The 19,216-nt window shown below is 69.8% G+C and carries 15 protein-coding genes; all 15 read left to right on the top strand.

What is annotated here, in order from left to right:
* The first annotated feature begins 151 nt into the window (after positions 1-151).
* Positions 152-1,822, top strand: a complete 1,671-nt coding sequence (locus VNO22_01465; protein HXG60016.1) for a protein kinase — start codon at positions 152-154, stop codon at positions 1,820-1,822.
* 116 nt (positions 1,823-1,938) lie between these two features.
* Positions 1,939-4,095, top strand: coding sequence for a Wzz/FepE/Etk N-terminal domain-containing protein (locus tag VNO22_01460; GenBank protein ID HXG60015.1), 2,157 nt, complete (start codon positions 1,939-1,941; stop codon positions 4,093-4,095).
* Between the two features lie 39 nt (positions 4,096-4,134).
* Complete coding sequence (locus VNO22_01455) at positions 4,135-6,051, top strand: nucleoside-diphosphate sugar epimerase/dehydratase (protein HXG60014.1); 1,917 nt, start codon at positions 4,135-4,137, stop codon at positions 6,049-6,051.
* Positions 6,048-7,322 (top strand): lipopolysaccharide biosynthesis protein, encoded by a 1,275-nt coding sequence (locus tag VNO22_01450; protein HXG60013.1) that lies wholly within the window; start codon positions 6,048-6,050, stop codon positions 7,320-7,322. Before VNO22_01455 ends, VNO22_01450 begins: the two co-directional genes overlap by 4 nt.
* Positions 7,319-8,542 carry a hypothetical protein gene (locus VNO22_01445; GenBank protein ID HXG60012.1) on the top strand — a complete coding sequence of 408 codons (1,224 nt, stop codon included), beginning with the start codon at positions 7,319-7,321 and terminating at the stop codon, positions 8,540-8,542. The genes VNO22_01450 and VNO22_01445 overlap by 4 nt, the downstream gene beginning before the upstream one ends.
* Positions 8,539-10,392, top strand: a complete 1,854-nt coding sequence (locus VNO22_01440; GenBank protein ID HXG60011.1) for a sugar transferase — start codon at positions 8,539-8,541, stop codon at positions 10,390-10,392. The genes VNO22_01445 and VNO22_01440 overlap by 4 nt, the downstream gene beginning before the upstream one ends.
* Positions 10,389-11,468 carry a GNAT family N-acetyltransferase gene (locus tag VNO22_01435; GenBank protein HXG60010.1) on the top strand — a complete coding sequence of 360 codons (1,080 nt, stop codon included), beginning with the start codon at positions 10,389-10,391 and terminating at the stop codon, positions 11,466-11,468. The genes VNO22_01440 and VNO22_01435 overlap by 4 nt, the downstream gene beginning before the upstream one ends.
* A gap of 11 nt (positions 11,469-11,479) precedes the next feature.
* Positions 11,480-12,631 (top strand): aminotransferase class I/II-fold pyridoxal phosphate-dependent enzyme, encoded by a 1,152-nt coding sequence (locus VNO22_01430; protein HXG60009.1) that lies wholly within the window; start codon positions 11,480-11,482, stop codon positions 12,629-12,631.
* On the top strand, positions 12,607-13,674 hold the full coding sequence (locus VNO22_01425) for a hypothetical protein (protein HXG60008.1): 1,068 nt from the start codon (positions 12,607-12,609) through the stop codon (positions 13,672-13,674). The genes VNO22_01430 and VNO22_01425 overlap by 25 nt, the downstream gene beginning before the upstream one ends.
* A 232-nt stretch (positions 13,675-13,906) precedes the next feature.
* Positions 13,907-15,832, top strand: coding sequence for a fibronectin type III domain-containing protein (locus VNO22_01420; GenBank protein HXG60007.1), 1,926 nt, complete (start codon positions 13,907-13,909; stop codon positions 15,830-15,832).
* A 412-nt stretch (positions 15,833-16,244) separates the two neighbouring features.
* Positions 16,245-16,475: a hypothetical protein gene (locus tag VNO22_01415; GenBank protein HXG60006.1), complete on the top strand. Its 231-nt coding sequence runs from the start codon at positions 16,245-16,247 to the stop codon at positions 16,473-16,475.
* Positions 16,476-17,157: 682 nt separating this feature from the next.
* On the top strand, positions 17,158-17,481 hold the full coding sequence (locus VNO22_01410; protein ID HXG60005.1) for a hypothetical protein: 324 nt from the start codon (positions 17,158-17,160) through the stop codon (positions 17,479-17,481).
* Positions 17,478-17,888 carry a hypothetical protein gene (locus tag VNO22_01405; GenBank protein ID HXG60004.1) on the top strand — a complete coding sequence of 137 codons (411 nt, stop codon included), beginning with the start codon at positions 17,478-17,480 and terminating at the stop codon, positions 17,886-17,888. The genes VNO22_01410 and VNO22_01405 overlap by 4 nt, the downstream gene beginning before the upstream one ends.
* A 772-nt stretch (positions 17,889-18,660) precedes the next feature.
* Positions 18,661-18,993 (top strand): hypothetical protein, encoded by a 333-nt coding sequence (locus VNO22_01400; GenBank protein HXG60003.1) that lies wholly within the window; start codon positions 18,661-18,663, stop codon positions 18,991-18,993.
* On the top strand, positions 18,990-19,216 hold a 227-nt coding region (locus tag VNO22_01395; GenBank protein HXG60002.1), incomplete at its 3' end, for a hypothetical protein. The genes VNO22_01400 and VNO22_01395, both read left to right, overlap by 4 nt.

The following is a 19,216-nucleotide window of genomic DNA, read 5'->3' as shown; positions in this document are numbered from 1 at the left end:
GTTGGGTCAGAGTATATCGGCCGGTCCCGTCCGGCGCAACCGGGACGAACCGCAATTCGATCTTCGAATCCACCTGCGGATTGTCTTGGCGCAGGACGAAAACCATAATGGTGTAACGACGCCGCCGGACCGGCGGCCGACAGGGCGAGCCATGGATTCCGTGCACACTTCCGGAAAGAATCCCAGGACGGCCCTCCCGATCCGCCTTCACCGGGACGTCGCCGTCCTCGAGGAATACACCGGAACTCTCGGGGCGGGCCACGTCTTCGCCGGGCGTCTCGTCAATCTGCCGGCGCTTCTCGGGGAGCTGATGGTCGCGGGCGAAATGGACCCCGGATTCTTCGGACTGGACATCCCGTTTACCATCGGACGAGGCCCCATCGAGGACGAAGCGCACGTCCGCGCCATCCGCGCCCGGGCCGACGCGCTCTGGGAAGAATGCCGCGCGCTCCCGTCCGACGCCGCCGCCCGCGTCCGGGAACGGTACCTGCGCGCGCTCGACAGCCGCCTGGGAGGCGAAGCGCGCGTGACCGTCAAGGTCGCCCGCCGCGGCGCCTCCGAAGGACCCTCCCCGCGCCCGTGGGCTCATTTCCTCCTGCGCGAGGACGACGCCCTGCGCAGGCTCAACCACCCTCACATTCTGCGGCGCTACGGGCGCCTCGTCGACCCTCGGCTTGGAATGTGCCTCTTCCTCGAGCGCGTGCCCGGCAAGAGCCTCGAGCGCGTGTGGCGGCGCCGCGCGGAACAGGGGCAGGGGCCGCTTCCGCTGGCGGCGGTCGCCCACATCGGCTACCAGGTCGCTCATGCGCTCCTCCACGCCCGCGGGGCGGGCGTCTCGCACGGCGATCTTCGACCGGCGAACATCACGCTCGAGAGCCCCGGCGGAGGCACATCCCGCGGCCTCGTCAAGGTCGCCGGCTTCGGGGCGGGCCTCGGAACCGATCTCGGCGCCCTTCCGTACGCCGCCCCCGAACAGCTCCGCGAAGGCGCCTTCGGGCCCGAGACGGACGTCTACCAGTTCGGGGTCACCCTGTACGTTCTGGCCTGCGGCCGCCTGCCGTACGAACTCGACGATCCGGACGCCTTCCGCCGCCGGCTCCTGTCGCCGGATCCGCACCCCCACCGCGTCCATCATTTCCGTCCGGAGATTTCCGCGCGCTTCGAGGCCCTCATCGAAGGCGCCCGCGAGAAGGACCCCGCCCGCCGGTGGCCTCTCGAGCGCGTGGTCGAGGCGATGGCCGAGGTCTATGCCTCCAAGGCGTTCACCCTGGAGCAGGGTCCCAGCGCCACGATCGCCGAGGAGCTGCTCGACCGCGTCCAGGCCAACGGCGCGATCAAGGACTACTACCGCGCCGTCGAGGCGCTCAAGCTGGCCGGCGACTTCCTGGAGGGGTTGCCTCCCGACAAGGCGGGCGAGGCGCGCCGCCGCTACGAGGCCCTGCGGGCCCAGTACGAGCCGTACCGCGCCGCCGTCGAGGCCGCCATGCGCGTCCAGCGGCAGCACATCGCCCCCGTGGACCGCGTCATGGAGGAGCTCTACCGGCGCTACGGCCGCGGCGAACCGCTCCTCACCGAGGAAGAGAAAGGCATTCTTCAGGAATCCGGTCCCGAAGTCGTCGTCGTCCGGCGGTCCCTTTTCGACTGGATCCTTCAGCACACCTCCGCCGCCATCGCGGAGCTTTCCGCGATCGATCCCGAACTCGTCGGAGGCATGCATCGCCGCCTCGTCGATCGCGCCAGCTCCCAGGAAGTCGCCGCCAGCGACCTGGCCGCGCGGATGGTCAAGTTCGGCGAGGACTACCGGCGCCTTCCGGCGGGATAGGTCGCGTTTTCATTCCCCTTCCGGCCGCATAACATTCTCCCCCCGGTCGCGTCCGTATGCTGCCCGCGAGGGGCTGCGCGGGCGGTTCGGCGACGACGCGAGCGGAGGGGGGACCTTTGAAGGATCGCAGTTCGTGGAACGGCTGGGGCGCCGCGCGCGGTTCCGCGGCCCCCAGCCCCCTTCCCGCCGGGCCCGGGGGCGAGGAGGGATCCGCCCTCCGGCGCGCCCTCGCGCTTCTTCGCCGCCGCGCGCTTCTTTTCGGCGCCGTGGCCGGCGCCGGCGTGCTGGCCGCCGCGGCCGCGACCCTGGTTCAGCCGCCCGCCTACCGCGCCGAGGCCACGATCGAGGTCCGACCCGAGCGGCCGCGCGTCGCCGCCGAATCGAGCGATTCGTCGTACCTCGGGAGCCTCCAGGTGTGGGAAAACTACTTCCGCACCCAGGAGATCCTTCTGAGGAGCCCCGGCCTCCTGGAGGCGGTCCTCCGGGAGCTGCCCGCGGAGGCCGCGCGCCCCTACGCCTCCGCCCCGGATCCGGCCGGAGCGCTCGCCCGCGCGCTCGAGGTGGAAACCGTTCCTTCCACGTTCCTCCTCAACGTGGCGCTCGTCCACCCTTCGGCCGAGCACGCCGCGCGGATCGTCAACGCGGTCGCTTCCCGGTTCCTCGAAGAGGCCGACCGCCGCCTGCGCGAAGTCAAGTCCGGCGAACTCGAGGCGCTCGATCGGGAGACGCTCCCGGCCATCCGCCGCCGCGTGGAGGAGGCCGAACGCGCGCTTCGCGCCTTTCAGGACGAAACGGGCTTTGCGGACTTCGAGGAGCAGTACGCGTCGCTCGTGGAGTCCCGCCGCAAGCTCGCCGCGCGACTGGCGGACCTGCGGCTCCGCCGGGCGGCGCTGGCCGCCGAGGAGGAAGCGTGGGACCGCGCCGGAACCGCCGTCCCTCCGGCCGCCCTGGCGCGGGAGCGCGCGCTCGAGGGGCTCCGGGCGCGTCGCACCGACCTCGACGCCGAGATCGCCCGCGAAGAGAGCGTTCTCAAGGATCGCCATCCGCGCCTCGAGACGCTCCGGCGCGAACGATCGCTCCTTGAAACCCGCATCCGGGAGGCGTCGCGCGGCGCCCTCGAAGCGCTCCGGAACGAAGCGCGCGCGGCGCGGTTCGAGGAGATCTCCCTCCTGGCCGAGCAGGAGCGCGTGGAAACCCGGATGAGCGACGCCCGCCTGCGTCTGGACGAATTCCGGCGGCTCGAGGCGGAGCGGGCCGCCGCCCGGCAGCTTTACGACGCCTACCTCCGCAAGCACGGCGAGATCCACGCCACCTCCGGCGCGGGACTGGCGAGCGTGCGCGTCGTGGACTTCGCCCGGCCTCCCGCTCAACCCCACCGCCGGCCGCGCCTCCTTTTGACCCTGGGAGCGCTCCTGGGGCTGCTCCTCGGAGCCGCGGCGGTGATCCTGGCGGAGCAGATGAACGACCGGCTGTCCGGCCCCGCCGAGGCCGAGGCGCTCCTGGGCCGTCCCGTGCTGGCGGTGGTCCCGCGCCGTCCGGATCGGCCTCCGGAAGGGACGCCCCTCGTGCCGGAAGACGATCCGGCGACGGCGCCCCTGGAAGCCTTCCGCGCGCTGCGCGCCGGCGTGAGGGCGCGGCTGGAAGAAGCCGGCGGGGTGCGCCGGCTGGCGATCGTGAGCGCCGGGTTCGGCGAAGGACGCTCGACGGTGGCCGTCAACCTCGCGAGGGTCCTCGCCCTGGAAGGCCGGCGCGTTCTCCTCTTCGACGCGGAACTCCGCCGCCCGCGGCTGAAGGCGTTCCTGGCGAACCCGCGCGGGCCGGGACTGGAGGAATTCCTCCGCGGCGAACGTTCCTTGGCGGAGGCGGTGCAGCCGTCCCGACTTCCGGGCGTGGACGTCTTCGGCGCGGAACAGGAACTGGAAGGGCCGGCGGAGGTGGCGGGTTCCCCGCGCTTCGGCAAGGCGCTCCACGAGGCCGGCGAACGGTACCCGTGGGTGGTCATCGACACGGGGCCCGTCCTTCCGCTTTCGGAACCGGCGTGGGTGGCCCGCCGGGCCGAGGCGGCGCTTCTGGTGGTGGAGGAGGGACGCACGCGCCGCTCGGAGGCGCGGGCGGCGCTCCGCCGCCTCGAAGACCTGGGCGTGAACGTTCTCGGGCTCGTGGTGAACAAAGGACGCTCTCCTCAGGCCGCACCCCCGATGGAAGAGGCGTTCGCGCCCGGCGCGGACGTGCGGGCGCCCGCGCGGGACGAAGAAGGGGTGGCGTGGGCCTGAGCGGCGGCTCCCGGGAACGGTTAGTGAACGAGTCGTGCCATGAAGACGTCGACCCGAGAGATGCGCGGTCCGGAGGCGGGCCTGGCCGCCGCCGCTTCGTCGAAGGCGGGATGTCCCGGCCCGGCCCTGATCCTGGGAACGGTCGCCGCGGCGGCCGGCGCATGGATTTTGGCCCATGCGATCCGCTTCGAGTTCCGCGTGCCCCATGCCGCGGCGCGCGCCATGGCGGCCACGCTGCCGGCGGTCGCGGGAACCTACGCGCTGGCCTTTCTCGCCGGCGGCGTGTATCGGATCCTCTGGCCCTACGTCGGGATCTTCGATCTCCTGGTCATCCTCCGTTCCTGCGCGGCCGCGGCGGCGGTCCTGGCGGGCGTCAACGCCGCCTTTCTTCCGGCGGGCGCGGTTCTCCAGAGCGTCGTCGTCCTCCACGGCCTGCTCACCTTCCTCGGCACGTGCGGACTCTTCGCGGCCGCGCGCGCGCGGCGCGAGGGCGGCGGCCGGGTTCGCGATCCCGAAGGACCGGAACCCGTGCTGATCGCGGGCGCGGGGGACTCGGGGGAGACGCTTCTTCGCGAGCTGCAGCGCGTGGCCGCCGGACGGATCCGCGTGATCGGCTTCGTGGACGACGCGCGCGAGAAGCGGGGAGGGACCCTCCGCGGGGTGCCGGTCCTGGGGCCCGTGTCGCGGGCCGCCGAGATCGCCGCGCGCCGCGGCGTCCGCAAGGTCTTCGTGGCCATTCCCAGCGCCTCGGGGCCCGTGCTTCGACGGATCGTCGCGCCGCTCCTGGAGGCGGGCCTGGCCGTCAAGGTCCTCCCGCCGGCCGGGACGCTCTCGGGCGCCGCCGGCTTCGTGCCGCAGCTCCGGGAGGTGGAGATCGAAGACCTCCTTCGCCGCGAGCCGGTGCGGCTGGACGAAACCCGAATCGGCGCGTTCCTGCGGGACCGGCGGGTCCTCGTGACGGGCGCGGCCGGGAGCATCGGGTCCGAACTGTGCCGCCAGATGCTCAGGTTCCGGCCCGCCCGCCTCGTGGCCTTGGACGGTGCGGAATCCCCTCTGCACGATCTTCTGCTCGAACTTCGCTCGGGTCCCGTCGCGGGGACCGTCGTCGGCATCCTCGGGGACGTCACGGATCCCCTCCGCGTCCGCGCCGTCTTCGAGACGCACGCGCCCGAGGTGGTTTTCCACGCGGCGGCGCTCAAGCACGTGCCGCTGTGCGAGTCCCATGTGCGCGAGGCCATCCGGGTCAATGTCGGCGGCACCCGCGAAGTGGCCGAGGCCGCGCGGCGCGCGCGGACCGCCCGCTTCGTCCTGATCTCGACCGACAAGGCGGTCAATCCCTCCAACGTCATGGGGGCCACCAAGCGCGCCGCGGAGCTCCTGGTGCAGGACCTCGACCGCCGCGGTCCCACCCGGTTCTCGGGCGTGCGGTTCGGAAACGTTCTGGGCTCCAGCGGCAGCGTCCTTCGGATCTTCAAGGCGCAGCTCGCCCGCGGCGGACCCCTGACGGTCACGCACCCCGAGATGCGCCGTTACTTCATGACGATTCCGGAGGCCGTCCAGCTCGTCCTCCAGGCGGCCGCGCTCGGCCAGGGAGGCGAAATCTTCGAGCTCGACATGGGGCCTCCGGTGCGGATCGTGGATCTGGCGGAGGATCTCATCCGGCTGTCGGGCCTCGTGCCCGGGCGGGATGTGCGGATCGAGTTCTCGGGCGTGCGGCCCGGCGAGAAGCTCTTCGAGGAGCTTTATCTTCAGTCCGAAAAAGTCCTGCCGACCGCGCATCCCAAGGTGTTCTGCCTGCGGCCCGGCGGCGAGACCGGACCGGACCCGGCGCTGCTTCAGTGCCTGGGGCGGCTGGACGGGATGGACACTTCCTCCGATCCGGTTCTCGAAGGGGTCCGCCAGGAGCTCCGCTGGCTCGTTCGGGCCGTCGGCCCGGTTCCGGCGGCCGCGCCATGATCCGCGCCGTCCTGGAGCGCCCGCGCCCGGCCGCGCCGCCGGCGGAGGCCCCGCCGTTGCGCCGGAACGTCGCGTGGATCCTCGGCGGCTACGCGGCGGCGATGTCCTGCCAATGGGGAATGCTGGCGGTCCTGGCGCGGTGGGGATCCGCGCAGGACGTGGGCCGCTTCGGAGTGGCGCTCGCGGCGGCGGGCCCCGCGGCCCTGTTCTCGCAACTCGGGCTCCGAAAGCTTCTGGCCACGGACGCGCAAGGGACGTTCGCGTTCGGGCACTATCTGGGACTGCGCCTCGCGTCCGGCGCGATGCTCGGGGCGGCGCTGGCGGCGCTGGCGGTCGCCGGACCGTATTCGGACCGGACGGCCGCGGCGATCCTCGCCATGGGCGCCGCCAAGGCGATCGAGGGAGTGAGCGACATCCTCTGCGGCCTCTTCCAGCGGGAGGAGCGCATGGATCTTCTGGGGCGTTCGCTGGCGGCGCGCGGAATGGTCGGAGGCGCGGGCCTTGCGGCGGCCTTTGCGGCCACCGGGAGCGTGGCCTGGGGCGTCGCGGGACTGGCCGCCGGCGGCGCGGCGGTTCTGGCGCTTCACGATCTTCCCGCGTCGCGGCGTCTGCTGGGGACTCCGGTCCGGCCGTTGTGGGCGCCCGGCGCGCTGGCGCGGCTGGCGGGCGCGGCGTTTCCCCTGGGGGTCGTGACCTTCCTTGGAGCGGCGTTGGCGGCGTTTCCCGTTTTTCTCCTCGAACGCTTCGCGGGGGAAGCCGCCGCGGGGGTGTTTACGGCGCTGGCCTATCTGCCGGCGGGGGCCAACCGGGTCGTGAGCGCCCTGGGGGAGGCGAGCGCCCCGCGGCTGGCCCGGCGTTATGCGGCCGGAGCGGGCGCGGCCTTCGGGAAGGACGTCCTGCGGCTGGCCGGCGCGGCGGCGGGGGTGGGCGCGGCGGGCGTCCTTGGTGCGGCCGCGGCGGGGGGGCCCCTCCTGGGAGCGCTCTACGGAAGCGCGTACGCCGGATACGGAGCCCTCCTGACGGGACTGATGCTGGCCGGACTGGTGGGCAACGTCCAGACGGCGCTCGAATACGCGCTCACCGCGGCGCGGCGCCTGCGGATTCAGCCCGTCCTCTACGCCGTTTCCGCGGGGCTCTCGGCGCTGCTGGGGACGTGGCTCATCCCGCGGTTCGGGGTCGCCGGGGCGGCGTGGACCCAGGGAGCCGTGGCGCTGTGGGGAGCGGGGGCGGCGCTGGCGGCGCTCGCCGGCGGCCGGGGAGGGCGGGGATGAGCGGGCTCGAGACGCGCACGAACCGTGGCCTCGCGTTCCTCGTGGGACTGCTTCTTCCCGTCCTGACGCTTCAGACGCGTTATGTGGGCACGCCCGTGGATTGGACGTCGCGCGTCGTGCCGGTGGACGTCCTTTGCGCGATCTTCCTGGCGATCTTTGCGCTTCGCCATCCGATGCGGCCTCTCCCGTGGCCGGCGGCGCTCTATCTGGCGGCGGTCGTTTTTTCCCTCTTTCCGGGACTTCTCGTGACGCCCGGCCCGGAGCGGGACGTCTGGGCGCAGTTTCTGGGGCTGGGCATGGGCTTCGCGTTCTACGTCCTGGGCCTCAATCTGGGCCGGTCGCCGGGGGCGGTAGCCGCGCTCCTGGCGGGAACGGCGGCGGCGGTGGCGGCGGAGGCGGTCATCGTCTATCACGACGTCCTCGTTCCTTCCTCTCCCTGGTTTCCGGATCCGATGCCGGGCCGGGCGCGGGGGACCTTCAAGGCGAACGGACAGCTTGGAGCGTACGGCTTCTGCGCGGCGGGGCTCCTGGCCACGTTCGGCGCGGTGGCGGGAAGCCCCGGGCGGCGGACGCTGGGGGTTCTGACGGCTCTTCTGTCCGCCAGCTTCGTCTTTCCCGCCTCACGGCGCACGGGCATGCTCTGCGTGTTTCTCTGGGCGGCCGTGTTTCTCGCGCTGGGCGTCCGATTCGCCCGGAAGGTTCCTTACCGTCTGCTGGCGGCGGGCTTCCTGGCCGTCGGCGTCGGCGTCGCCGTCTATCGGGCGCACCTGGAAACTTCCTTCGTAGGCCGCCGCGTTCAGGCGGCCGTGAGCGGCCTGCGCGACCGGGACAATTTCGTCGAGCGGCAGCATCGCAGGACTCTGGCGACCTTCGAGGAGTGGTTTCCGTGGGGCTTCGGCGCGGGCCGCGGTCACTGGATCGATCCCCGGGATGGCCACGAGGTCCACAACGGGCTCCTGGCGGTCTTCGTGGAGCAGGGGATTCTCGGGTTCGTGGGTTTCGCGGGCATGATGCTGTACCCGTTGTTTCGTTCCGCCTCCGGCAACGCTTCGGCGGTCGGAGGGGTCCACGGGGGCGGCGACGAGGACGCGGCGCTTTTCCGAGCGATCGCCTCGAGCTTCCTTCTCGTCTCGTTCGTCTTCATCATCCACAACACGCTCTATCGCGACCGGACTTTCTTGCTCTATCTCGGCCTGGTGACGTCGTGGGAGAAGAGATGAACGCGCACCTTGCCATCGACGTTCGGGCGGCCCGTTCGAGGGCGCCGGCGCCCGCGCGGCCGCGCCTGCGGGTCGTGCACGTGACGACGGTTCCGGAGACGCTGGCCTTCCTCGCCGGGCAGGCCGCCGCGTGGACGGCGCGCGGCATCGAGATGCACGCCGTGTCCGCTCCGGGGCCGGCGCTGGAGGCGTTCGGCCGCCGGGAAGGGGTGCGCGTGCATTCGGTGCCGATGTCGCGCCGGATCGCCCCGGCGGAGGACCTTCGCGCGCTGGCGGCCTTGACGCGGCTCTTTCGGGACTTGCGGCCGGACGTCGTTCACGGTCATACGCCGAAGGGAGGACTCCTGGCGATGGCGGCGGCCGCGGCGGCGGGCGTGAGGGGGCGTCTTTACACGCTCCACGGCCTTCCGCTGGAAACCGCCGCGGGGATCCGCCGGGCGATCCTGAGGACCACGGAGCGGATCGCCGGGGCGCTGGCGCGGCGCGTTCATGCGGTCAGCTTCTCGCTCCGGCGGCGGGCGCTGAAGGAGGGACTGGTCCGTCCGGAGAAGCTCAGGGTGCTCGGGGCCGGCACGGTCAACGGCGTGGATACGGACGTTTTCGCCCCGGCGCCGGAGGAAGGAAAGGCGTTCCGGCGCGCCTGGGGCATTCCGGAGTCGGCGCGCGTGGTGGGCTTCGTGGGGCGCGTGGTCCGGGACAAAGGCGTGGGTGACCTCGTCTCGGCGTGGCGGCGGCTGCGCGAAGAGTTTCCGGATCTTCATCTCCTCGTCGTGGGTCCGATGGAGCCGCAGGACCCGATTCCGGAGGAAGCCCGCAAGGCGCTGGGGTCCGACCGCCGCGTGCGGCTGACGGGCGCGCTCGACCGGACCCGGCCGGCCTACGCGGCGATGGACGTGGTGGTCCTTCCGACCTACCGGGAAGGTTTTCCTCAGGTTCCGCTCGAGGCGGCCGCCATGGGGCTTCCGGTGGTGACGACGCGGGTGACGGGAGCGGTGGACGCCGTCATGGAAGGAGTCACGGGGACGCTCGTTCCGCCCCGGAATCCGGAGGCCCTGGCGGCCGCGATCCGGCGGTATCTGGCCGACGAGGCGCTTCGCCGGCGCCACGGCGAGGCGGGGCGGCGGCGGGCGCGGCGGGACTTCCGGCCGGCGAGGCTGCAGGAGGAGACGGCGGCGGAATACTTCGATCTTGCGGGGCGGCGCGTTCGGACGCCGGATCGGAGGCCCGCGCGCGGCCGGCCGCTCGAACGGCTGGTCAAGAGGATCATGGACGTCGCGGGAGCGGTCGGGGGACTTGTGGCTCTGTCGCCGGTTCTGGCGCTTGCGGCCGCGGCGGTTCGGTGGACGATGGGACCGCCGATCCTCTTCCGGCAAGTCCGGCCGGGGCGCCGCGGCCGGCCGTTCACGCTTTACAAGTTCCGCACGATGCGCCCCGGGAAGGGGCCGGACGCCGAGCGGGTGACGCCTCTGGGGCGGCTTCTGCGGGCCCTGAGCCTGGACGAGCTGCCTCAGCTCTGGAACGTCCTGCGGGGGGACATGAGTCTGGTGGGTCCGCGGCCGCTCCTGATGGAGTATCTGGGCCGCTACTCGCCGGAACAGGCCCGCCGCCATGACGTGCCGCCGGGCCTTACGGGCTGGACGCAGGTGAACGGAAGGAACGGCATCTCCTGGGACGAGAAGTTCGCTCTGGACCTCTGGTACGTGGACCACTGGTCGCTGGCTTTGGACCTTCGGATTCTGGCGAGGACGTTCGGCCGGGTGTTCGCGCGATCCGGGGTGGACGGTCCCGGGAATCGCACGTATCCGGATTTCATGAACGAGGCGCCTTCGGCGGAAGGAGATGGACGATGACGGCTTCGGTCGCGGCCGGTTTGCGGATCCTTGACGCTTCGGTTCCGGCGGAGCGGGCGGCGTGGCTTTCGGCATGGGCGCGATGTCCGGGCGAGGAGATCATGGCGCATCCGGATTACGTGCGGCTCTTCGCCCGGCCGGGGGACAAGGCGCTGGCGGCGGTGGCGGAGACGGATCGGGGGGGTGTACTCTATCCGATCCTTCTGCGTCCTCTGGCGGCCGAGCCCTGGGCGGAGGGGGAACGTGCGTGGGATCTGACGAACGCTTACGGGTACGGGGGCCCGTTCGCGTGGGGGGTGACCCCCGAGGAGGCGGAGGCGTTCTGGGATGCCTTCGACGCCTGGGCGACCGAGCAGGGCGTGGCGACCGCCTTCTCCCGGCTGAGCGTCTTCGAAGACCGCCTTCTCCCGTGGCGGGGCGAGCGTGTCCTTCACGGGCCGGTGATCGTCCGCGCGCTGGATCTCCCGGAGAAGGAGCTGCTCCGGGATTATGTCCAGAAGACGGCCGACCAGGTTCGACGGTACCTTCGCGGGGGGCTGGAGTTCGACTTCGACCTCGACGGGCGCCGTCTCGAAGAGTTCATGCGTCTTTACGGAGACACGATGGATCGACGGCAGGCGTCGGCGTTCTACCGTTTCCCCCGTTCCTTCTTCGAAGCGCTGGCGCGGGATCTCCGCGGGCGGTTCGCCGTGGCCAGCGTCTCGCTGAGGGGGGAGGTGGTCTCCTGCGACCTCATGCTTTTCTCCAAGGAGGAGGTTTGGGGCTTTCTTCTCGGGACCCGGGCGGACGCGCTGGCGCTTCACGTCAACGAATACATGAGGCACCGGACGTTCCTTCGGTGCCGCGAGTTGGGCAGGAAACGCTACGTGCTCGGCGGCGGATACCGGCCGGGCGACGGAATCCTTCACTTCAAGAGAACGTTCGCGCCCCGGGGCGAGATGCCGTTTCACCTCGCGCGCCGGGTCTATGACGCGCCGGCGGTGGAGAGGCTTGTCGCGCGCCGGGCGGCCTGGGAGCGCGCGCGGGGGACCTCCTGGAGCCCCGATCCCGGATTCTTCCCGCCCTATCGAGCCTGAAGGAGGCGGCCATGGAACGGATTTTCCTCTCCCCTCCGCACCTGACGGGGGAGGAGCGGGCGTTCGTGGAGGACGCCCTGGCGTCGAACTGGGTGGCGCCGCTGGGGCCGCATGTGGAAGCGTTCGAGCGGGAATTCGCCGCCGCGGTGGGCGCGCGTCATGCGGTCGCCACGAGCAGCGGCACGGCCGCGCTCCACCTGGCGCTCAAGCTCGCCGGCGTCCGGCCGGGAGACCGGGTCTTCGTGTCGACCCTCACCTTCGCGGGAGGCGTCCATCCGATCCTCTACGAAGGCGCGTCGCCCGTCTTCGTCGATTCCGAGGAGGCTTCCTGGAACATGGATCCGGCGCTTCTGGCGGAAGGTCTGGACGAGGCGGCGCGGCGCGGGGAGCGACCGAGGGCGGTGGTCGTGGCGCACCTGTACGGGCAGAGCGCGAACCTTGATCCGATTCTCGACGCTTGCCGGCGTCACGGGGTGGCGCTCGTCGAGGACGCCGCCGAGGCCCTGGGGGCGACGTACCGGGGCGCATCGCCCGGGACGTTCGGACGCGCGGGGATCTACTCCTTCAACGGCAACAAGATCATCACGACTTCGGGGGGCGGCATGCTGGTGACGGCGGACGCGGCGGCGGCGGCGCGGGCGCGGCACTGGGCCTCCCAGGCGCGCGATCCCGCGCCGCACTACGAACACTCCGAGCTCGGCTACAACTACCGGATGAGCAACGTTCTGGCGGCCCTCGGCCGGGCTCAGTTGCGGGCCCTGGAAGACCGCGTCCGGCGGCGGCGGGCGAACTTCGAATTCTATCGGCGCGCGCTCGGGGATCTCGAGGGGATCTCGTTCATGCCCGAGGCGCCGCAGGGGCGTTCCACGCGATGGCTGACGGCGATCGAAATCGAGCCCGAAGCGTTCGGGGCCACGCGCGAGGATGTCCGGCTCGCCCTGGAGCGGGCGAACATCGAAGCGCGACCCGTGTGGAAGCCCATGCACCTTCAGCCGCTCTATGCGGGGTTCCCTCGGATCGGGGGGCGCGTCGCCGAGCGGCTCTTCGAGCGGGGGCTTTGCCTGCCCAGCGGGAGCCGAATGACGGACGAGGATCGGGCACGGGTGGTCGAGGCGGTTCGGTCGTGCCGGGGGATGCGGTGCGCGTCGCGGCCGTCGCCCTGATCGCGCTGGCCGCCGCGCTTCCGGGGGCGAGGATCGTTTCCGCGCGGGCGCCCGCGATTCTGCTGTTGCACGACGGGTTCGGAGAGGCGCCGGTGCCCACCCCGGCCTTCCTGCGCGAACGGCGGGAGCATCTCGAAAATCTTCCGGTGGACGGCCTGGCGATTTATGTGCGGACGCCGGACCTGTCGATCGACGTCACCGCCTCCGTCTTGAGCTCCACGCGCCTGGAGGCGGGCGATGTGGAAGCGGCGCTCGCGCCCCTGCGCGGGCTCGTCTTTCGGCGTCTGGAGCACCGGTTCGCGCGTCTTCTGGCGCCCGCGCCTCCGGACTTTTTTTCGGACTGGTCGGTGCCGGTGCGGAACGCCGCCGTCCTGGCCCGCGCGATCCGGCAGGCGGGGTTGCGCGGCGTCTACTTCGACAACGAGAATTACGTCGCGCCCTGGGGGGACTACCCTTCGGGCGTGGCCCAGCCGCGCCGGACGCTTCGGGAGTGCCAGGATCAGGCGCGGCGGCGGGGGCGCGAGCTCATGCGGGCCATGGTCCGCGAGTATCCCGAGATCGTCTTCCTGACGCTCCACGGGCCGTACATCTCGGATCCCCGGGCGCCCGCTCCGCTGTTCCCCCCGGTGCAGGCGGCGAACGAGCTTCTGGGGCCGTTTTTCGCGGGCCTGGTCGAGGGGGCCGGGCCGCGCGCCACGTGCGTGGACGGGGGGGAGCTCTACCACCTGAGGGCGGACGAGGAGTTTGAGGCGAGCTACGCCTGGCGGAAGCGGGGCATCGCCTCCGGGGCGGCGTTTCTTCCGCGCGAGCTTCGGTCGACCTGGTCGTCCCGCGTGAGCGTGGGGTTCGGCGTTTACGACCGCCCCTTCGCGGGCCGCCGCATGGATCCGGGCACGCTCCACGCGACGCTCGCCCGCGCGCTGCGGCGGACGGATCGCTACGTCTGGCTCTACCTCGAGGGCCGCACGTTCCTGACGCCGGAGGGCGCGCAGAGCGAGTGGCGGGAGGCCGTCGAGCGGGCCCGGCGGGACGCCGCCCGCTGAAGCGCCCGCGCGTTTTGCGCGACATGGCGCCCACGCCCGACGCATTACCCTCCGAAAGGGCGCGGTCTTCCGCGGAAGGCCGCCGCTCCGGACGAAGAGGGGTCCAGGGGGAGCAGGGGACCCTTCCGTTCTGACTGCGTTCTTGCGCCGAAAGGAGGTGCCGCGGAGATCGTCCGCCCCGTGAGGTCCCGGTTCCCGAGGCCGTGCAGCTTGATGATGGGAGGGATGAACGATGAAGCGCCTCGTCTGTGGAAGGGCCGCCGTCGCCGTCGCGCTCGTGGGGATGACCGTTTCGGGGATATCGGGGGAGGCGCGGGGAGGCCCGGCGGCGGCCGGGGCGGCCGCGCCCTCGTATCTGATCTACGCCGGCTGGTACGGCAATACGATCCCGACGCCGAGCTTCGTGCGCGACAACCGCGCGTTCCTGGAGACCCAGCCGTTCGACGGCCTGGTGCTCTACCTGCGCAACCCGTCCATGACCGTGAACGTGACGACGGGCGTGATGACCGGGACGCCGATGTCGTACGAGACCATGATGTCGGTTCTGGAGCCCGTGCGCGGGCTTCCGTTCTCCACCCTGACCCAGAACTTCGCGCTCATTTTCGGCAGCACGCCGCCGGATTTCTTCGACAGCTGGACGGTGACCGTCCAGAACTTCGCCAACGCGGCGCGGGCGGTGCGGGACTCGGGTCTGAAGGGAATCGTTTTCGACAACGAGCAGTATTTCCGTCCATGGGCGAACTATCCGGACGGCGTCCGGTATCCGAGCCGGTCGCTCAAGGAGTATCAGGACCAGGCGCGGCTGCGCGGCCGGGAGGTTATGCAGGCGATGGTGGCGCAGTTCCCGGAGATCGTCGTGATCACGCTTCACGGGCCGTATGTCTCCGAGCCCAAGGCGCCGGCGTCCCTGGGGTTCCCGCAGTGGTGGATGGGGAACGAGCTGCTGGGGCCGTTCTTCGCGGGCTTCATGGAGGGGAAGGGCGCCGCGGCGGTCAATGTGGACGGCGGGGAGCTTTACACCCTGCGGACGGCCGAGCAGTTTCAGGGTTCCTATCTCTGGCGCCGGTACGACATCGCCTCGGACGCCGTGAACTGCGCGTTCATCCCGCCGGCGCTTCGGGCGGTCTGGCCGGACCGGTCGAACATCGGGTTCGGGGTCTACGATCGGCCGTTCGGAGGGGCGTCGATGGACCCGACGATTCTGCGGGCGACGATCGCCAACGCCCTCCGGCAGGCGGACCGCTACGTCTGGTTCTACGCGGAGGCGTCCACGTATCTGCTGCCGCCGAGCCGCGGGGGCGCGAGCGACGTCTGGGTCAGCGCGCTTCGGCAGGGGAGGCTGGACGCCGCGGCGGGGACGGCGCCGGCGGCGCCGGCGAACCTGCGCGCGACGGCCGTTTCGCCGACGCGGGTGGATCTCGTCTGGACGGACGGCGCGACGAACGAGAGCGGCTTCCGGATCGAGCGCAAAACGGGGCTTGCGGGGACCTGGTCGCAGGTGGCGACTCCGGGGGCGAACGCGACCTCCTGGAGCGACGCGACCGTTCAGGCGTCCACCGCGTACGTCTACCGCGTGCGGGCGTACAACGCCGCGGGCGCCTCGGCGTGGTCGAACGAGGCGGGCGTGACGACGCCGGCGCCTCCTCCGCCGTCGTCGGGCGGGACGCTCCGGGTGACGAGCTTCACGCTGATCAACGCCGACACCGACGAGCCGATCGCCGGCTTCGATCCGCTCCAGAACGGGACGATTCTGAACCTGGGGGGACTTCCGACGCGCAACCTGAGCGTACGGGCGAACACGGACCCGGCCACTGTGGGGAGCGTGCGGTTCGAATACGACGGCGACACGGACTACCGGATCGAGAACGCGCGTCCGTACTGCATCGCGGGCGACGGCCCGGGAGGGGATTATCTGCCCTGGACGCCGTCGGTAGGGACGCATGCTCTGACCGCGGTGCCCTACACGAACGCCGACGCGGGCGGCGCGGCGGGCGAGGGGTTGACGATCGCCTTTTCCGTGGTGGATCTCCCGCCGGCCGGGGGCGTTCCGGGCGGCGGTGGGGCCTCGTGCGGGCTGCTCGGGGCGGAGGGGGCGCTCGGCCTGCTCGTCTGGGGAGCGGCGCGGCGTTGGAGGCGCGCGAGGCGGCGCGTTTCCTGACCGGACGGGGCATTTCTGGGCATCGTCGGCCGGCGGCGCCGAGCGCGTCGCTTTCCGGCCCCCCGTTCCATCCTGAGGTCCGGCTCGCGGAGGCGGCCGAAGTCCGCGCCGTGCGCGTATCGACGGCGGCGGTGGCGCAAGAGACGGGGCGCGTAGGCATTAGCGTCCGTGCAAGAATAACTGGGAGGATCGCGAGGCAGATGGGGCCTCGCGGTTGGACGGGCGAAGCGATTGAAGGGGCAATGCCAAGCGGGAAGCAAATTCCCGCCATCAATAAGCCGACCGGCAACGCCGCCATTCGATACGTGCATCCGCAGACAGGGCAGTCCGTTGTGCTCGATGCCGTCACGAATGAAGTCATCGATGTTGGCGGACCCGGATTTAGATACGGGCCGGGAAGGGGAGACTTCCCATGAGCGAAATCGTAGGGATTTACGTTCGCCTGATTGGCGAAGGTGTGGATGTGTGGCGACCAGTCCAGGCAGAGCACCTTGGGGACAACCTCTACCGGATCGTAACCCAGCCGTATGATCAGACCATCGAGTCGTGGCAGTTCGAGCCGGGCGATGAGGTCTGGTGCGAGATAATCGATTCCAGCGATGGTCGAATTCTTGCGGCGATCCGAAGGGTGGACAACCGTTGACGAACAGGAGCCGGCCGTCTCTGAGTTCGCGTCGCATTGCGTAGGATGAAAGAGACTACGAAACTACGATCTAGTAGAAGGGACTCCCGGATGGAGGGAGTCCATGGTGGACATCGTCAAGCAGAACGGAGACCCCAAGACGTCCTTCGGCGCGGAGGAACTATGTCGGACCAAGGAATCTGTGCTATAGCGCGAGACTTTCTGATTCTCGATGATCTCGCCCAGGGAGTTCCGGAACACCGCGATACGATCGTGGACTGGGTAAAGAGCGTCGGGGGTGACACTACGGAGTATTTCCAGCGTGTCCAGGGCCTGGCAGAGATCGCGGTTTTCAGCGAAGAGGAGATAGGTCAACGACTCCTTGCACTTTGCCTCAAAGGGTTCATTCGAGCCCTGCCCACCAATTCGGAGGGGGCAATTCTGCCGAGAGTTGAGAACGAGCCGCGCATGGAAATGCTGGACCGCTATTACTTCGAAATCTCGTACAACGGCAAGCTCCAGTGGAAAATCTGGGAGGACGTGCTGGACAAAGCGTTGGGGAAATAATCGGGAAAGCCTACGTGTGGCCGTTGGCGTCGCGTCCGATGGCTTCGATGGTCCTGAGGACGGCCTGCTGGTTGCGGCGTGGCAGGGCCTCGATCTTCTCCACGACCTTCCAAAGCCGAGGGTTCTTCACGGGGACATGCCCACTCCGCGCCCTGGGAGAGCGTCTCACCATGGTGTGATGTCTGCTTGGATGGAGTCGCAGTATGCCGGCTATCTGGCGGATAAAGCTCCTGCGATCCTCATGCCGACCGAGAAGCACCTAGCGACGTACGGCGTCTACAACCGCTGGAGGGTCGAAAGGACTCGCAAGATGGGTACCTTCGACTGGAAGAGAATCACTGAGGCAGATATCCGCGCTCTATCACAGCAGATGTTCCAAGCCGCTGGAGTTCCTGCGGAGATCCAAGCGGAGTACTGGCGGCGCGTCGAAAGAATGAAAGCCGCCCTACAAAAACCATGAGCCAGGAGTGCGCCATGGAGAACACAAACTCGAACCCGACTGTCATGTCCCTGGAAGAAATGCGGACGAAGTATGGGAGACTCTTTGAGAGAGGCAGCCCGCTTCATTTGGAGAAAGGAAGAGTCCCAAAGGCGCTTTGGCTTTTGCTGCCGTACGCCCAGTTCTGGGAACTTTCCGATGATTACAGCCGCGACCAGCTCGTTTCCGCCGCGCCACCCGAGGTGCAGGAAAACCTTGCAGCTGTTGTCGCGAAGTTCGATACGGATCTCACAGATTGGCTCGCAGGCGTTGAATCGTATAGCACGACGCCATCTGCCGAATATGTCGCCTTCTCGGCTCTCCGGATGGCTGCGGATTACGCTCAAGCAATTTGCACAAAACGGAAAGAGGGGCGACCCTCGGCCTAAGAGGCGCCCTCAGTGATTTCCGTTCCCGCTGCCGCGGGCGGCGACGGGCGCAGGAGCGGCGGCAGGAAATTCGGACGTTCCGGATCGGCTGCGGGAGACCGCTCTTCGAATTCAACAGGCGCCTACGGTGGTCATCAGGGAACCGCGTGCGACTCTAATCCGCCTGCCTGTGGAACCTGGACGACAGCTGTGGGGAAACCATCCCGAGTATGCGCGCATGATGTCCCAGCGAATTACGCAAAGTAGTTTGCGGGGTATGGGGGTAACGTGGGAATGGATCCCAGGCTTTATTTCCACGAGAATGAAGCCATGAGATCAGCCCGGCTGGGAATCGAGAATCCCTCTCTTCATCCGCGTCTGGACCTGTTGAGAAGGGCATTGGAATTGTTAGGAGATTGAATGACGTGGCAGAACGGTCAAGAATCACAATCCATCTTGCTGTGCGGAATAACTCCTCGGTGTTGCTTACGGTGGTTCTTGAGCCTTGGGGCGATCAGTATGTTTTGGCGCCAGAAGGGGCAATATTGCTTGCCGCCGCTGGGCCGGCTCCAGGAACACTCGAAGTTGAAGTTAGCTCCGAACGGCTTCTAATTCATGGGTGGACCGGGTCCGTGATTGAGGTAAGCGCCGGTTCTGGAGACGCTGGAGGTGGGGGGAACGCCCCTGTGGGCGGCGGCGGGGCATGAGGTGGACGGGGCGGGCCATTATGTGGGATACCGGGACACGCAGGGGATGCGGCACGAGTATCCGGTGGGACGAGGAAAGCCGTCCTGTGGGGGTGAAGTACGCCGGGGTCGAGGTGGTGCGTACGGAGCTTCTCTACGACGAGGTTGGCCGCACGCGGCGCGCCCTGACGGTCGCCTCGGCGACGGGTGAGGTATTGGGGGACTGGCAGTGGACGTACGACGCCGCGGGTCAGATCCGGGAGATCGCGCTGGGGCACCTGGGGGTGAGCTTCCGGTACGAGTACAACGGGCGTGGGGAACGGGTCGGCGAGGAGACGGAGGGGAACTTCGGGGGGACGGCCGCGCCTCCTTACGAGAACCAGCTTGGGGGAGCGGGGAGGGGGTGGAGTCGGAGCCGTCCAACAAGGCGCGGCGGGTGAGGTACGAACTGGACCGGGGAGGCCATCGGATCCGGAAGGTGGAGAACGGGGAGGAGACGAGATACGGCTACCGTGGGTCGGGGCGGCTGCTATGGGAGGAGGGGCCCGGGGGGCGTGTGGAGTATCAGTATGATCCGTGGGGGAACCTGGTGGAGAGGCGGGCGGGGGCGACGGTGGAGGCGTGGCAGTACGAGTTCTGGCCGACGGGGGAGAGGAGGGCGAA

The organism is Planctomycetota bacterium (assembly GCA_035574235.1).
Lineage (GTDB): Bacteria > Planctomycetota > MHYJ01 > MHYJ01 > JACPRB01 > DATLZA01.
This window is presented reverse-complemented; position numbering and strand designations above follow the sequence as displayed.

What these genes read in the sequence shown, in the direction of transcription:
- VNO22_01465 (HXG60016.1), top strand. Translation starts at nt 152, where the DNA reads ATGGATTCCGTGCACACTTCCGGAAAGAATCCCAGGACGGCCCTCCCG.
- VNO22_01455 (HXG60014.1), top strand. Translation starts at nt 4,135, where the DNA reads ATGAAGACGTCGACCCGAGAGATGCGCGGTCCGGAGGCGGGCCTGGCC.
- VNO22_01450 (HXG60013.1), top strand. Translation starts at nt 6,048, where the DNA reads ATGATCCGCGCCGTCCTGGAGCGCCCGCGCCCGGCCGCGCCGCCGGCG.
- VNO22_01445 (HXG60012.1), top strand. Translation starts at nt 7,319, where the DNA reads ATGAGCGGGCTCGAGACGCGCACGAACCGTGGCCTCGCGTTCCTCGTG.
- VNO22_01440 (HXG60011.1), top strand. Translation starts at nt 8,539, where the DNA reads ATGAACGCGCACCTTGCCATCGACGTTCGGGCGGCCCGTTCGAGGGCG.
- VNO22_01435 (HXG60010.1), top strand. Translation starts at nt 10,389, where the DNA reads ATGACGGCTTCGGTCGCGGCCGGTTTGCGGATCCTTGACGCTTCGGTT.
- VNO22_01430 (HXG60009.1), top strand. Translation starts at nt 11,480, where the DNA reads ATGGAACGGATTTTCCTCTCCCCTCCGCACCTGACGGGGGAGGAGCGG.
- VNO22_01420 (HXG60007.1), top strand. Translation starts at nt 13,907, where the DNA reads ATGAAGCGCCTCGTCTGTGGAAGGGCCGCCGTCGCCGTCGCGCTCGTG.
- VNO22_01415 (HXG60006.1), top strand. Translation starts at nt 16,245, where the DNA reads ATGAGCGAAATCGTAGGGATTTACGTTCGCCTGATTGGCGAAGGTGTG.
- VNO22_01410 (HXG60005.1), top strand. Translation starts at nt 17,158, where the DNA reads ATGCCCACTCCGCGCCCTGGGAGAGCGTCTCACCATGGTGTGATGTCT.
- VNO22_01405 (HXG60004.1), top strand. Translation starts at nt 17,478, where the DNA reads ATGAGCCAGGAGTGCGCCATGGAGAACACAAACTCGAACCCGACTGTC.